Origin of the sequence: Oceaniglobus trochenteri (genome assembly GCF_020529025.1) — a bacterium.
GTDB classification, from domain to species: domain Bacteria; phylum Pseudomonadota; class Alphaproteobacteria; order Rhodobacterales; family Rhodobacteraceae; genus Oceaniglobus; species Oceaniglobus trochenteri.
This window is the reverse complement of record NZ_JACNMM010000005.1, coordinates 138,749-153,046: the sequence shown is the minus strand read 5'-3', so window position 1 is coordinate 153,046 and position 14,298 is coordinate 138,749. Positions and strand designations below refer to the sequence as shown.

Annotated in this window: 10 protein-coding genes; 7 read left to right on the top strand and 3 right to left on the bottom strand. The window is 65.4% G+C overall.

The genetic code is table 11. The features are described from left to right. Positions 1-24: 24 nt before the first annotated feature. The 3 genes from H7828_RS10150 to bcp all read right to left on the bottom strand — a co-directional run bounded on the left by H7828_RS10150 (position 25) and on the right by bcp (position 2,068). Entirely contained in the window at positions 25-852 is an 828-nt protein-coding gene (locus H7828_RS10150; RefSeq protein WP_226780911.1) for a ferritin-like domain-containing protein, read from the bottom strand. A gap of 6 nt (positions 853-858) precedes the next feature. Further along, the gene (locus H7828_RS10145; RefSeq protein WP_226780910.1) at positions 859-1,395 is read right to left on the bottom strand and encodes a YbaK/EbsC family protein; all 537 of its coding nucleotides are present in this window, start codon (positions 1,393-1,395) and stop codon (positions 859-861) included. A 217-nt stretch (positions 1,396-1,612) separates the two neighbouring features. Continuing rightward, positions 1,613-2,068, bottom strand: a complete 456-nt coding sequence (gene bcp, locus H7828_RS10140) for a thioredoxin-dependent thiol peroxidase (RefSeq protein WP_226780909.1) — start codon at positions 2,066-2,068, stop codon at positions 1,613-1,615. Positions 2,069-2,161: 93 nt separating this feature from the next. On the opposite strand from bcp, the gene H7828_RS10135 reads away from it, so the two are divergent. The 7 genes from H7828_RS10135 to uvrA all read left to right on the top strand — a co-directional run bounded on the left by H7828_RS10135 (position 2,162) and on the right by uvrA (position 14,292). Beyond that, a complete protein-coding gene (locus H7828_RS10135) occupies positions 2,162-5,485 on the top strand; it encodes a YhdP family protein (RefSeq protein ID WP_226780908.1) in 3,324 nt (1,107 codons plus the stop codon). Between the two features lie 97 nt (positions 5,486-5,582). After that, entirely contained in the window at positions 5,583-6,653 is a 1,071-nt protein-coding gene (queA, locus tag H7828_RS10130) for a tRNA preQ1(34) S-adenosylmethionine ribosyltransferase-isomerase QueA (RefSeq protein WP_226781119.1), read from the top strand. 69 nt (positions 6,654-6,722) lie between these two features. Continuing rightward, a complete protein-coding gene (locus H7828_RS10125; RefSeq protein WP_226780907.1) occupies positions 6,723-7,988 on the top strand; it encodes an MFS transporter in 1,266 nt (421 codons plus the stop codon). A 70-nt stretch (positions 7,989-8,058) separates the two neighbouring features. Continuing rightward, the gene (locus H7828_RS10120) at positions 8,059-8,634 is read left to right on the top strand and encodes a DUF924 family protein (RefSeq protein ID WP_226780906.1); all 576 of its coding nucleotides are present in this window, start codon (positions 8,059-8,061) and stop codon (positions 8,632-8,634) included. Positions 8,635-8,717: 83 nt separating this feature from the next. After that, a complete protein-coding gene (gene lpdA / locus H7828_RS10115; protein ID WP_226780905.1) occupies positions 8,718-10,112 on the top strand; it encodes a dihydrolipoyl dehydrogenase in 1,395 nt (464 codons plus the stop codon). A 45-nt stretch (positions 10,113-10,157) separates the two neighbouring features. Next, positions 10,158-11,309: an MFS transporter gene (locus tag H7828_RS10110; RefSeq protein ID WP_226780904.1), complete on the top strand. Its 1,152-nt coding sequence runs from the start codon at positions 10,158-10,160 to the stop codon at positions 11,307-11,309. Between the two features lie 112 nt (positions 11,310-11,421). Next, on the top strand, positions 11,422-14,292 hold the full coding sequence (gene uvrA / locus H7828_RS10105) for an excinuclease ABC subunit UvrA (RefSeq protein ID WP_226780903.1): 2,871 nt from the start codon (positions 11,422-11,424) through the stop codon (positions 14,290-14,292). Positions 14,293-14,298 lie beyond the last annotated feature (6 nt).

The window sequence follows — 14,298 nt, the reverse complement described above, 5'->3', positions numbered from 1 at the left end:
GGATTGTTGCCGAGTTGTGACGGATTATGGCGCTTTTGCAGGGGTTTCCTCGGCAAGGGGCCAATAGAAATCCAAGGGTAGGCCCGCTTCGGCCCTTTTTTCGTCATTGAAGGGCGGTTTCAGGGCGCCGTGGAAGTATTTGCGCACAAGTCCGTGGAATACCTCCTTGGGGTCCATGTCATGGCGGCCGCACAGGAAATGGAACCACTTGCTGCCATAGGCGACATGGCCCACCTCCTCGGCATAGATGGTTTCCAGTGCTGTGACCGCATCAACGGCCCCGGCGCGGCGGAACACCTCGATCATGCCGGGGGTCACGTCCAGCCCGCGCGCCTCAAGCACCATGGGCACGACGGCGAGGCGGCCCATGAAATCCTCGGCAGTGTCCTCGGCGGCGCGCCACATGCCGGCGTGGGCGGGCAGGGCGCCATAGTGGCTGCCCGCCGCTTCCAGGCAATCGCACATCAGGTTGAAGTGCTTTGATTCCTCGTCGGCGGCCTTCACCCAGTCATCATAATATCCCGGCGGCATCTTCACATGGGCGAAACGCGCGATGATGTCCCAGTGCAGATCGACGGCGTTCAACTCGATATGCGCCACCGCGTGCAACAGGGCGATCCGGCCCTCGGGCGTGCCGGGGCGGCGGCGCGGCACATCGCGCGGCGACAGCAGGGCGGGCGCGTCGGGGCGGGCCGGGCGCAACGGCGGGGTGGCGGTGCCGATTTCAGGCAAGGCACCGCTTTCACGCGCGGCGAACCAGGCGGCGGCATGGCGCCGCGACAGCGCAGTCTTGGCGCGGCCGTCGGCGGTGGTCAGAACCTCGACGGCCATTTCGGACAGGGTGGGTTGCATGTTTTCTCAGGCGGCCAGTGATGCCTTGCCGTCGGCCTGAAACAGGTTTGGCGACGCCGTGGACATGCTTTTGACAAAGCTGGCCTGAACGCCGAAGTATGCGGCAACGTCCTCCACGCTGCCCGGCGTGGCGAACAGCACGATTGCCGCAGGCACGCGTACCCCGGCATCGGGCGAGAACAGCTTGTCGAAACAATCGAGGAAAACCTTGGTCAGCATGGGAATCTTGCCGCTTTCGTTGATCCATTCGTCGATGCCGTAACAGCCCTGAAACCCCTGCATGATCGCGATTTCCCGATCGCTCAGTGGCAAAACCGTGAAATGATGGTCGGGCGCGACGCTGACAAAGATCGCAGCGTCGCCTGCCACCAGCCGTGTCATGGTATCGATTGCCTTTTTCGGCACGAACGGCCGGTCCGCGCCATTGAAGGTTTGGCCGGTCATCGGCCGCCCTTGGCAGATGGCCTCGGACAGGATTTCCATCGTGGCGAAACAGGATGTCGGATTGACGGTGGAGTTGCGGCGGGCCAATGCGTCACGCATTGCCCCCGGACCGGCACCAAACCGTTGTTTCACCTTCATTGCTGCGACCATGCAATCCCATCCCATGACGAATCCTCCGTTGAATGTGACCCGCGCAAGGGCGGATGTCCGCTCACGTCCAGCAGCCCGGCACGGTTGCACCTGCGGGTTGGTACAACCTTAGGTTGATCGGTGACGCCACAGCAAGTAAGGATTTCTGCCCTTGCCGACCGCTGCATCACCGGGCCTGAACCGCCTCCAGCACCTCTTCGACATGGCCGGGCACCTTGACCTTGCGCCATTCGCGCTGGATGCGGCCCTCGGCGTCGATCAGGAAGGTCGAGCGTTCGATCCCCATGTGCACCTTGCCGTACATGTTCTTTTCCTTCCAGACGCCATAGGCGGCGCAGACATCATCATCCTCGTCCGACAGAAGGGCCACCGACAGGCCGTGCTTGTCGCGGAACTTGTCGTGCTTGGCCACGCTGTCCTTGCTGATGCCCAGAACAACCGCCCCGGCGGCGGCGAAGGCATCGCCCATCTCGGTAAAGCCCTTGGCCTGCGTCGTGCAGCCCGGCGTGTCATCGCGCGGATAGAAGTAGACGACCACGGTCTTGCCGCGCAGATCGGACAGGGTGATCGTGCCGCCGCCGTCGCGGGGCAGGGTGAAATCCGGTGCCATTTCGCCTATCATCTGATTTTGATCCTCGGTTGCGGGGTTTGCAGGTTCCGTTTTAGGGCACAAGGCGCGAAGGTACAGTGAAAACCAACCGAACCGGACGTGCCCTTGAACGATGAACCGCCCCCCGCGCCCGAGGGCCCGCCACCGCCCAACCGGCGCCGGGGCGCCGTTGCGGCGCGCCGGGCGGGGTACATGGGCGGCTGGCTGTTGCTGGTGGCCGTGGTGCTGGCCGGTGTGCTGGGGCTGGCCGCGCTGGCGCTGACCGAACGCACGCTGACCCTGCCGTCATGGGTGACGGAACGTATCGAAACCCGCATCAACCGCGATCTGGTGCGTGGGCGGGCCGATCTTGACCGGATCGAGGTGTTCATCGACCGCCGCGGCGTGCCACGCCTGTCGCTGCTGGACGTGGCGCTGTTCGATGGCGACGGGTCGGGTGTTGCGCAGCTGAACCGGGTGCAGGCGGCCTTCGATCCGCTGGCCCTTCTCGAGGGGCGCATCGCGCCGCGCAACCTGACGCTGGAGGGCGCGCAGATCAACCTGCACCGCGCCGTCGACGGCAGCTTTTCCCTGTCCTTCGGGCAGGGTGCAGCGGCCTTTCCGGGCGTGCCGGCCCTTCTGGACAGTGTCGAAACCCTGTTGGCGCAGCCGCTTTTCGCCCGGATGGACCGCGCCGCGATCCGCAACCTGACCGTCACGCTTGAGGATGCCCGCGCCGCGCGGGTCTGGCAGGTGGTGGGGGGGCAACTGACCCTGACCCAGGACAGCGAGGCGGTGGAACTGGCGCTGCTGGCCGAGGTCTTCAACGGCACCGACGACCTGGCGCGCGTGCAGGTTTCGGCGCGCAGCCTGCGGGGCGACGGGCGGGCGGCGATCACCGCCAATATCACCAATGTCGCGGCCCAGGACATCGCCTCGCAGGCGCCGGCGCTGTCCTTTCTGAAGGTGCTGGATGCGCCGATCTCGGGCGCGCTTCGAGCCGCGCTGAACAGCGACGGGGCGCTCGATGAACTGGCGGGCACGCTGGATATCGCCGCCGGTGCCCTGCGCCCGCGCCCCGAGACCGAGCCGCTGGCCTTCACCAGCGCGCGCACCTATTTCGCCTACCGCCCCGAGACGCGGAAGATCACCTTCTCGGAAATCTCGTTCGAAAGCCCGGAACTCAGCGCCGGGATCACCGGCCATGCCTATCTGCGCGACCTGTCCGAACAGGGCTTTCCCGGCGCGCTGGTGGCGCAACTGTCGCTGGACGATCTGCGCGTCGCGCCCCTGGGCCTTTTCGCCGAAACCCTGCATTTCCAGCAGGGCGCGGCGGATGTGCGGCTGCGTCTCGATCCCTTCACGCTGGACATCGGGCAGGTCGTGCTGACCGAACCGGGCGCGCGGGACGAAAGGCGGCGCTATGCCGCGCGGGGCGTTATCACCGCCAACCCCGAGGGGTGGAACGTGGCCGTCGACCTGGAAGCGCCCGAGGTGCCGGTCGAGCGCGCGCTGGCGCTTTGGCCGGTGCCCCTGGCGGCAAAGACGCGCGACTGGCTGGGGCGCAACATCTCGACCGGTACGCTGTTCGATGTCAACGGCGCCTTCCGCAAGCAACCCGGCGTGAAGGGCGATCTTGCGGCCAGTTTCGCCTTTCGCGACGCCACCCTGAAGTTCCTGAAGGACATGCCGCCCATCACCGGTGGGGCGGGCTATGCCTCGATCATCGACCGGCGTTTCGCGATCACGGTGGAACAGGGCGGGGTGGCGGCCCCCCAGGGCGGCAGGGTCGATCTGGCCGGTTCGGTCATGGTTGTGCCCGACACCCGCGAGAAACCCGCGCTTGGCGATTTCACCCTGAAAACAGACGGGTCGGTCACCGCCATGTTGTCGCTGCTGGATCTGCCGCCCCTGCGCATCCTGAAGAACAGCCCCCGAGGCCCGGACATGGCCGAGGGGCGCGCGCAGGTGACAACCGCCTTGTCGTTCCGGTTCCAGAAGGGGCTGAAGCCCGCGGACATTTCCTATGAGGCCGAAGGCGTGCTGAGCGGGGTGCAATCCGCCACGCTGGTGCCGGGGCGCAGCCTGGCCGCCGACCGCCTGGCGCTGCGCGCCACACCGGCGGCGGTGGTGATCGACGGCGCCGCCACGCTTGACGCGGTGCCGGTGCAGGCCCGCTGGCGCATGGGCCTGGCCCCGGATGAGCGGGGCCGCAGCCGGTTGCAGGGGCAGGTGGCCCTGTCGGGCGAAACGGTCAGGCGGTTGGGGCTTGGCCTGCCCGAGGGCATGGTTTCGGGGCAGGGGCAGGCCGATATCACCGTCGACCTGGTAAGCGGAGCGCCCCCCGACTTGCGCCTGTCCTCGGACCTGGCGGGGCTGGGGCTGAGCATCGGCGGGCTGGACTGGAGCAAGCCGCGCAACGCCACAGGCCGGCTGGACCTGCGCGCGACGCTGGGGGAAACGCCCGTGGTCGATGCCATCTCGATTGATGCCTCAGGGCTGAAGGCCGAGGGGCGGATCACCCTGGCGCCGGGCGGCGGGTTGGAGCGTGCGCAGTTCGACCGGGTGCAACTGAACGACTGGCTGGATGCGCCCGTCTCCCTGGGCGGACGCGGCAAGGGCGCGCCGCCCGCCATCACGGTGTCGGGCGGGCGGCTGGATTTCCGCAGGGCCGGGTTTGGCAAGGGCGCGGGTGCGCAGGGCGGCGGCGCTGCGCGCGGGCCGGTCACCATCGGGCTCGACCGCCTTATCGTCACCGAGGGCATCACCTTGACTGATTTCACCGGCAAGCTGGCCGAGGGGCGCACCACCAGTGGCAGCTTCACCGCGCGGGTGAACGGTGGAACACCCATTCGCGGCGAATTGGCCGGTGGCCCGCAGGGGGTGAGCCTGCGCCTGATCGCCGCCGACGCCGGGGGCGTCATGCGCGACGCGGGGCTGGTGAAGAACGGCTATGACGGCCCGATGCAGATCATCCTGAACCCCACCGGGGCGCGTGGCACCTATGACGGCACGCTGAATGTCGGGCGGCTGCGCATTCGCGGCGCCCCGATGATCGCCGACCTTCTGGGCGCGATTTCGGTGGTCGGCCTGCTGGAGCAGCTGAACGGCGACGGGCTGGTGTTCGAGGAAACCCAGGCATCGTTCCGCCTGACGCCGTCGCAGGTGATCCTGTATCAATCCAGCGCCACCGGCGCGTCGCTGGGCATTTCCATGGACGGGGTTTACGATCTGGCCAGCAAGCGGATCGACATGCAGGGGGTGGTCTCGCCCATCTATCTTCTGAACCGGGTCGGTTCGATCTTCACCCGCGCCGGCGAGGGGCTGTTCGGCTTCAATTTCCAGCTGACCGGCCCCGCCGCGCGGCCTTCGGTGCAGGTGAACCCCCTGTCGATCCTGACGCCGGGAATGTTTCGCGAGATCTTTCGCCGCCCCGCGCCCGAACGCTGACCGCCGCGCGCGGGGCGATCGGCGGATTTGAGTATTTTCGGCAAGAAAGAGAAACGGCGTGTTGACCGTCGGCGCGGCACTGCGCATTAGGCGGGCCATGAAGCTGAGCGATTTCGATTTCGACCTGCCCGACCACCTGATCGCGACGCGCCCGGCGCGCCCGCGCAGTTCGGCGCGGATGCTGGTGGCCGAGGGCGACGGGATGACCGACGCGCGGGCCATCGACCTGCCCGATTTCCTGCGCCCGGGCGACCGGCTGGTGCTGAACGACACCCGGGTCATCCCGGCGCGCTTGTCGGGGCAGCGGTTCCGCGATGGTGCCGAGGGGCGCACCGCCGCGCGTATCGAGGTGACGCTGCTGGAGCCGCGGGCCGACGGTGGCTGGCGGGCCCTGCTGAAGCCGTTGAAGAAGCTGCGAGATGGCGAGGAGATCGTGTTCTCGGAGCGGCTTTCGGCGCGGCTGACCGGGCGCGACGAGGGCACCGGATTCCTGGCCTTCAACCTGCTGGGCGAGGATTTCGATGCCGCCCTGGCCGAGGCCGGGCAGATGCCGCTGCCCCCCTATATCGCCGCGCGCCGCGCCGCCGACGAGCGCGACCGCGAGGATTACCAGACCGTCTGGGCGGCCCGTTCGGGGGCCGTGGCCGCGCCCACCGCATCGCTGCACTTCGATCAGGCGCTGCTGACGGCACTGGCGGCGCAGGGCGTGGACTTCAGCCATGTCACGCTGCACGTGGGGGCGGGCACTTTCCTGCCGGTCAAGGCGGACGACATTTCCGAGCACAGGATGCATTCGGAATGGGGCGAGGTCAGCCAGGCCGCCGCGGACGAGATCAACGCCACCCGCGCCGCGGGCGGGCGGATCATCCCGGTGGGCACCACCGCCCTGCGCCTGATCGAAAGCGCCGCGCCCGAGGCGGGCCGCATCGCCCCCTGGCGCGGGCCCACCGACATCTTCATCACGCCGGGATACCGGTTTCGCATGGCCGATGCGCTGATGACCAATTTCCATCTGCCGCGCACCACGCTGATGATGCTGGTGTCGGCGCTGATGGGGGTGGACAGGGTGCGTGCCATCTATGACCATGCGATCACGCAAGAGTATCGGTTTTTCTCTTACGGCGATGCATCGCTTCTGATACCGCCCGCCCAGATGCGACAGGGCTGAGTCGCAATTGCGCAAGCACTGCCGGGACCAGGCGGGTCGGCGTGACCGGACACAAGGATCGGACAGGGTATGATACAGGTACTGCGCAGCTCCTGGGCGCTATTGCTGGGGATGAGCCTGCTGATGCTGGGCAACGGGCTTCAGGGCACGCTTCTTGGTATCCGCGGCAGCCTTGAGGGGTTTTCGACGCTGTCGATGTCGATTGTCATGTCGGCCTATTTCATGGGGTTCCTGGGCGGTTCGCGCCTGGCGCCCGAGATGATCCGCCGAGTCGGGCATATCCGGGTTTTCGCCGCGCTGGGGTCTTTCATCTCGGCCATCCTGATCATGTATCCGGCGATTGCCGATCCCATTGCCTGGACGCTGCTGCGGGTGGCCATCGGGTTCTGTTTCTCGGCGGTCTATGTCACTGCCGAAAGCTGGCTGAACAACAGTTCGACCAATGAAACCCGCGGGCAGAGCCTGTCGCTTTACATGATCGTGCAGATGATCGGCATCATCGGCGCCCAGGCCATCGTCGCCTTCGGCGATCCGTCGGGCTTCGTGATGTTCATCATCCCCTCGGTGCTGGTGTCGATTTCCTTTGCGCCCATTCTTCTTTCGGTCAACCCGACGCCGCCCTTCGAAACCACCAAGCCGATGAGCCTGCGGACGCTCTATCGCTTTTCACCGCTGGGCTGTGTCGGCATGTTCCTGCTGGGGGGCGTCTTTTCAGCGCAGTTCGGCATGGCCGCCGTCTATGGCAGCCAGGCGGGGCTGAGCGTGCGCGAGATTTCGATCTTCGTGGCGACGATCTATATCGGCGGGCTGGTGCTGCAATATCCCATCGGCTGGGCCTCGGACCGGATGGACCGGCGGGTTCTGATCTGTGGCGTGGCGATCCTGGGCGGGCTGGCCTGCCTGGTGGGCGCGATGCTGGGGCATGTCTTCACGCTGTTGCTGGTGGTGGCCTTCCTCATCGGCGGGCTGAGCAACCCCCTCTATGCGCTCCTGCTGGCCTATACCAACGACTATCTGCAACACGAGGACATGGCCGCCGCATCGGGCGGGATGCTGTTCATCAACGGGGTCGGGGCCATCACCGGGCCGCTGATCACCGGTTGGATGATGGGGCCCTTCGGGCCGCCGGGGTTCTGGATGTTCATTGCCACGCTGATGCTGCTGCTGGGTGTCTATGCCATCTACCGCATGACGCAGCGCGCCGCGCCTTCGGTCAGCGAAACCTCGGCCTATGTCACGGTTCTGCCCACGGCTTCGGCAGTGACGGTGGAAGCGGCGACAGAGTGGGCGGCAGAACACACCGATGACGCGGAAAACGAAGGCAACACCGGCTAAGTCTTGGTTTCCCCAATGTTCTGTGGCACGATTCGAAAATGGCAGGCTGGCGATTTGTGGAGGACGGGTGATGGCACACCCAGATGAGGTTCTGGCGTTCTGGCTTGACGAGGTCGGGCCCAAGGGTTGGTACGAGGGTGGCGCAAAGCTGGACGCCCAGGTGCGCGAACGGTTCGCCCCCACCTGGGAGGCCGCCCAGGAGGGTGGTTTCGCGATGTGGCTGACCTATCCCAGCGGCACGCTGGCCTATATCATCCTGAACGATCAACTGCCCCGAAACATGTTCCGCGACAGCCCCCGGGCCTTTTCGTCGGATCGCATCGCCCTGGCCGCGGCCAAGATGGCGATTGCCCGCGGATGGGACATGAAGATCGACGAACCGGCGCGGCAGTTCTTCTACATGCCGTTGATGCATTCAGAGAACCTTTGCGATCAGGATCGTTGCGTGCGCCTGTTCCTCACTCGGATGCCCGAAAGCGGCGGCAACAACCTGTTGCATGCCCGCGCCCACCGCGAGGTCATCCGCAAGTTCGGCCGCTTTCCCTATCGCAACGACGCGCTGTCGCGGACGACCCAGCCCTGCGAACAGGCCTTCATCGACGATGGCGGATACGGCGCCACGGTCCGCGCGTTGCAGGCCGCCTGACAGGGGCGGTTTCGCCGCCCCGGCGCGATTGATGCCGCCCTGCGGATGCGATAGCCTCGGGCCGGACAGGCACGGGGGCAGGGATGGCAGACCAGACATTCGACATGATCGTGATCGGCGCGGGTCCGGGTGGCTATGTGGCGGCGATCCGGGGCGCGCAGCTGGGCCTGAAGGTCTGCATCGTCGAGCGTGAGAACCTGGGCGGGATCTGTCTGAACTGGGGGTGCATCCCCACCAAGGCGATGCTGCGCAGTGCCGAGGTGTATCACCTGATGCAGCGGGCCGGTGAATTCGGGCTCTCGGCCTCGGGGGTGGGGTTCGATCTGGGCGCGGTGGTGAAACGGTCGCGCGGTGTCGCCGGTCAGTTGAGCGCCGGCGTCGGCCACCTGATGAAGAAGAACAAGATTTCCGTGGTGATGGGCATGGCCCGCGTGACGGCGCCGGGGCAGGTTGCCGTGACCTCGGAATCGGGAACGCAGGCGCTGGCCGCGCCCAGCATCGTTCTGGCCACAGGCGCGCGGGCGCGCGAGCTGCCGGGGCTGGAGGCTGACGGTGATCTGGTCTGGAGCTATCGTCACGCCCTGGTGGCCAAGCGGATGCCAAAGCGGCTTCTGGTGATCGGCTCGGGAGCCATCGGGATCGAATTTGCCAGCTTCTTCAACACGTTGGGGGCCGATACCACGGTTGTCGAGGTGCTGGACCGCATCCTGCCCGCCGAAGATGCCGAGATCGCCGATTTCGCCCGCAAGAGGTTCGTCAAGCAGGGCATGACCATCCTTGAGGGGGCGTCGGTCAAGGCGCTTGAGCGGGGCAAGGGCGAGGTGACGGCGCAGATCGAACGCGGCGGCAAGGTTGAAAAGCATGTCTTCGACACCGTCATTTCCGCCGTGGGCATCGTCGGCAACACCGAGGACCTGGGGCTTGAGGCGCTTGGCGTCACGGTCGAGCGGAGCCATGTCGTGACCGACGAATTCTGCCGCACCGGTGTGAAGGGCATCTTCGCCATCGGTGATCTGGCAGGCGCGCCCTGGCTGGCGCACAAGGCCAGCCACGAAGGCGTCATGGTGGCCGAACTGATCGCCGGCGGGCATCCGCACCCCGTCAAGCCCGGCTCGATCGCGGGCTGCACCTATTGCCAGCCGCAGATCGCCAGCGTCGGCATGACCGAGGCCAAGGCAAAGGAAGCCGGCCACGACATCCGGGTCGGGCGGTTTCCCTTCATCGGCAACGGCAAGGCCATCGCCCTGGGCGAGGCCGAGGGCATGGTGAAGACCATCTTCGACGCAAAGACGGGCGAACTTCTGGGCGCGCATATGGTGGGTGCCGAGGTGACCGAGCTGATTCAGGGCTATGTTGTCGGTCGCCAGCTGGAGACCACCGAGGAAGAGTTGATGCAGACGGTCTTTCCACATCCGACCCTGAGCGAGATGATGCATGAATCGGTGCTGGATGCATATGACCGCGCGCTGCATTTCTAGACCGGCGCGCCTTGCCGTCAGCTGCGCCGCGCCCTAGAGGAAGGGATGCAAAGCCCGCTTTCCCGCACCAACTGGCCCCTTGTCTGGCTGCTGTTCATCGCGGGCCTTCTGGCCGCCGGACAGTTCGCCAAGGTTTCCCTTGCGCTGCCGTCCTGGGCCTTGGCCTATGATCGGCCACTGGGCGAGGTGGCGATCCTGGTTTCGGCCCTCGGCACGGTGGGAATCGTGCTGGGGGTCGTGGCGGGCATGATCGTGGCGCGGGTGGGTCAGCGGCGGATGCTGCTGGGCGCCCTTGTCTTTGGCGGTGCGGTTTCCCTTGCGCAGGCGACATTGCCGGGGTTCGAGCTTCTGTTCATCAGCCGCGTGGCCGAGGGGTTTTCACACCTGGTGATCGTGATCGCCGCGCCGACGATGATGGCGGGGATTGCGCGCCCCGCGGATCAGCCGGTGGTGATGGGCCTTTGGGGCACATTCTTCGGCGTCAGCTTTGCCATGGCCGCCATCGTGGTGCCGCTGATCGTGGATCAGGGGGGACTGCCGGCCCTCATGCTTTGGCATGGCGGGGCGCTTTGGCTGATCGCGCTGGCGATCTGGCGATGGGCGCCGCAACCGGTGGGCCATCCGCCGCGGCTCGTCACCTCGGTTCTGGGCGAGCACATCGCCATCTATCGCACGCCCCGGCTTCTGGCGCCGGCCCTTGGGTTCGTCTGGCACACGCTGACCTTCGTGGCATTGCTCACCTTCCTCCCGCTGGTGCCCGGAACGCCGTCGCCGGCGATTTTGCCCATCCTCTCGCTTGCCGGAACGATGCTGGCCGGGTTCCTGGCCCGCAGCATCGCACCGGGGCGTATCGCCCTGGCGGGTTTCATCCTTATCGCGCTGGTTTCCATACTCCTTCTCGTTACGGCCCCGCCGGTGCAGGGGATTCTGACATGCGCCCTCTTTGCCGTCATCGGCCTGATTCCCGGGGCCAGCTTTGCGGCGATACCGGCGCTGAACGCCGAAACCGCCAACCGCGCCCGCGCCAACGGGGCTGTTGCACAATTGGGCAATGTCGGCACGACGCTGGGCACGCCGCTGTTTGCCACTGTGTTCTGGGCCGGTTTCGATGGTCTGATGATCCTGACGGGCATTCTTGCCCTTTGCGGTGCCTTGTCGGTTGTGATTATCCACAGAAAGATTGGCCGCGAAATCTAAAGAAATGGTAAATGTTCCGCGAATGTTCTAGTTTGCGGGTGGCGATACCGGCAGGGACGCCTATCTTGTCATCATCCGGCCGACAGGGCCGCGCGAATTACCGAGGTGGGCGATGCCCGAGCAAAAGATGATCGAAGTGCGCGGCGCGCGCGAACACAACCTGAAATCCATCGATGTGGACATCCCGCGCGATCAGCTGGTGGTGATCACGGGGCTGTCGGGGTCGGGGAAGTCCAGCCTGGCTTTCGACACGATCTATGCCGAGGGCCAGCGGCGCTATGTCGAATCGCTTTCGGCCTATGCGCGCCAGTTCCTCGACATGATGCAGAAGCCCGATGTCGACCACATCACCGGCCTGTCGCCCGCCATCAGCATCGAACAGAAGACGACGTCGAAGAACCCGCGCTCGACCGTGGGGACGGTCACGGAAATCTACGACTACATGCGCCTTCTCTTTGCGCGGGTCGGCACCCCCTACAGCCCCGCCACCGGCCAGCCGATCGAAGCGCAGCAGGTGCAGGACATGGTCGATCGCGTGATGGCGATGGAGGAGGGCACGCGCGGCTATCTGCTGGCGCCCATCGTCCGTGACCGGAAGGGCGAGTACAGGAAAGAGTTCGCCGAGCTGCGCAAGCAGGGCTTTCAGCGGGTGAAGGTCGATGGTCAGTTCTACGAGCTGGAAGAGCCGCCGACGCTGGACAAGAAGTTTCGCCACGACATCGACGTGGTGGTCGACCGCCTGGTGGTGCGCGAGGGGCTGGAAACCCGGCTGGCCGACAGTTTCCGCACCGCGCTGGACCTGGCGGACGGAATCGCCATCCTCGAAACCGCGCCCAGCGAGGGGGAGCCCGAGCGGCTGACATTCTCGGAGAAATTCGCCTGTCCGGTGAGCGGTTTCACGATTCCCGAGATCGAGCCGCGGCTATTTTCCTTCAACGCGCCTTTCGGGGCCTGTCCGGTTTGCGATGGCCTGGGGGTTGAGCTGTTCTTTGATGAACGGCTGGTGGTGCCCGATCAGAACCTGAAGATTTCCGATGGTGCCCTGGCGCCGTGGCGAAAGGGCAAGTCGCCCTATTTTCTGCAAACGATTCAGGCGATTGCCAAGTATTATTCATTCAACCAGAACGACAAGTGGAAGGATCTTTCGCCCGACGTTCAACAGGTGTTCTTGCGCGGGTCGGGCAAGGAGGAGATCGCCTTCCGCTATGACGAAGGCGGGCGCGTCTATCAGGTGAGCCGCCCCTTCGAGGGCGTGATTCCGAACATGGAGCGGCGCTATCGCGAGACCGATTCAAGCTGGATTCGCGAGGAATTCGAGCGCTATCAGAACAACCGCCCTTGCGGCGCCTGCAACGGCTATCGCCTGCGCCCCGAAGCGTTGGCGGTGAAGATCGGCGGCAAGGGCGAACTGCTGCATGCCGGGCAGGTGGTGCAGATGTCGATCCGCGAGGCCTATGACTGGACGCTGACGGTGCCCGATCACCTGACCGCCCAGAAAAACGAGATCGCCCGCGCCATTCTGAAGGAAATCCGCGAACGCCTTGGTTTCCTTAACAATGTCGGGCTTGAGTATCTGACCCTGTCACGCAATGCCGGCACGCTTTCGGGCGGTGAATCGCAACGGATCCGGCTGGCCAGCCAGATCGGTAGCGGGCTGACCGGGGTTCTCTACGTGCTGGACGAACCCAGCATCGGGTTGCACCAACGCGACAACGACCGCCTGCTGGGCACGCTGAAGAACCTGCGCGATCAGGGCAATACCGTGATCGTGGTGGAACATGACGAAGAGGCGATCCGCGAGGCGGACTATGTCTTCGACATCGGCCCCGGCGCCGGGGTGCACGGGGGCCGCGTGGTGGCCAAGGGCACGCCCGCAGAGATCATGGCGAATGACGGTTCGGTCACCGGGCAATACCTTGTCGGCAAACGCGAAATCGCTGTCCCCGAGAAGCGGCGCAAGGGCAACAAGAAGAAGCTGACCGTGGTGAAGGCGACCGGCAACAACCTGCGCGAGGTGACGGCCGATTTCCCGCTGGGCAAGTTCCTCTGCGTGACGGGTGTGTCGGGCGGGGGCAAATCGACCCTGACCATCGAAACCCTGTTCAAGACGGCCAGTATGCGGCTGAACGGGGCACGCCAGACGCCCGCACCCTGCGAAACCATCAAGGGGCTGGAGCATCTGGACAAGGTGATCGACATTGACCAGCGCCCCATCGGGCGGACTCCGCGTTCGAATCCGGCCACTTACACCGGGGCCTTCACACCGATCCGCGACTGGTTCGCGGGCCTGCCCGAAGCCAAGGCGCGCGGATACAAACCCGGGCGGTTCAGTTTCAACGTCAAGGGCGGGCGCTGCGAGGCGTGTCAGGGCGACGGTGTCATCAAGATCGAGATGCACTTTTTGCCCGATGTTTACGTGGAGTGCGAAACCTGCAAGGGCGCGCGGTACAATCGTGAAACCCTGGAAATTCGGTTCAAGGGCAAGAGCATAGCCGACGTTCTTGATATGACGGTTGAAGATGCGCAGGAGTTCTTCAAAGCCGTGCCCAGCATCCGCGAGAAGATGGATGCGCTGATGCGTGTCGGGCTTGGCTATATCAAGGTGGGCCAGCAGGCGACGACCCTCTCGGGGGGCGAGGCGCAGCGCGTGAAACTGTCAAAGGAACTGGCCAAACGGTCGACCGGGCGCACGCTTTATATCCTGGACGAACCCACCACGGGGCTGCATTTCGAAGACGTGCGCAAGCTGTTGGAAGTGCTGCACGAATTGGTCGATCAGGGCAATTCGGTGGTGGTGATCGAACACAACCTCGATGTGGTGAAAACCGCCGACTGGATCATCGACATCGGCCCCGAAGGTGGTGACGGCGGCGGTCAGATCGTGGCCCAGGGCACCCCCGAGGATATCGTGAAGGTCGAGGAAAGCTATACTGGGCAATACCTCAAGCCGCTGCTTGAGCGGCGCAAGGTGGCGGCGGAATAGGGCGCC

What these genes read in the sequence shown, in the direction of transcription:
- H7828_RS10150 (WP_226780911.1), bottom strand. Translation starts at nt 852, where the DNA reads ATGCAACCCACCCTGTCCGAAATGGCCGTCGAGGTTCTGACCACCGCC.
- H7828_RS10145 (WP_226780910.1), bottom strand. Translation starts at nt 1,395, where the DNA reads ATGCGTGACGCATTGGCCCGCCGCAACTCCACCGTCAATCCGACATCC.
- bcp (WP_226780909.1), bottom strand. Translation starts at nt 2,068, where the DNA reads ATGATAGGCGAAATGGCACCGGATTTCACCCTGCCCCGCGACGGCGGC.
- queA (WP_226781119.1), top strand. Translation starts at nt 5,583, where the DNA reads ATGAAGCTGAGCGATTTCGATTTCGACCTGCCCGACCACCTGATCGCG.
- H7828_RS10125 (WP_226780907.1), top strand. Translation starts at nt 6,723, where the DNA reads ATGATACAGGTACTGCGCAGCTCCTGGGCGCTATTGCTGGGGATGAGC.
- H7828_RS10120 (WP_226780906.1), top strand. Translation starts at nt 8,059, where the DNA reads ATGGCACACCCAGATGAGGTTCTGGCGTTCTGGCTTGACGAGGTCGGG.
- lpdA (WP_226780905.1), top strand. Translation starts at nt 8,718, where the DNA reads ATGGCAGACCAGACATTCGACATGATCGTGATCGGCGCGGGTCCGGGT.
- H7828_RS10110 (WP_226780904.1), top strand. Translation starts at nt 10,158, where the DNA reads ATGCAAAGCCCGCTTTCCCGCACCAACTGGCCCCTTGTCTGGCTGCTG.
- uvrA (WP_226780903.1), top strand. Translation starts at nt 11,422, where the DNA reads ATGCCCGAGCAAAAGATGATCGAAGTGCGCGGCGCGCGCGAACACAAC.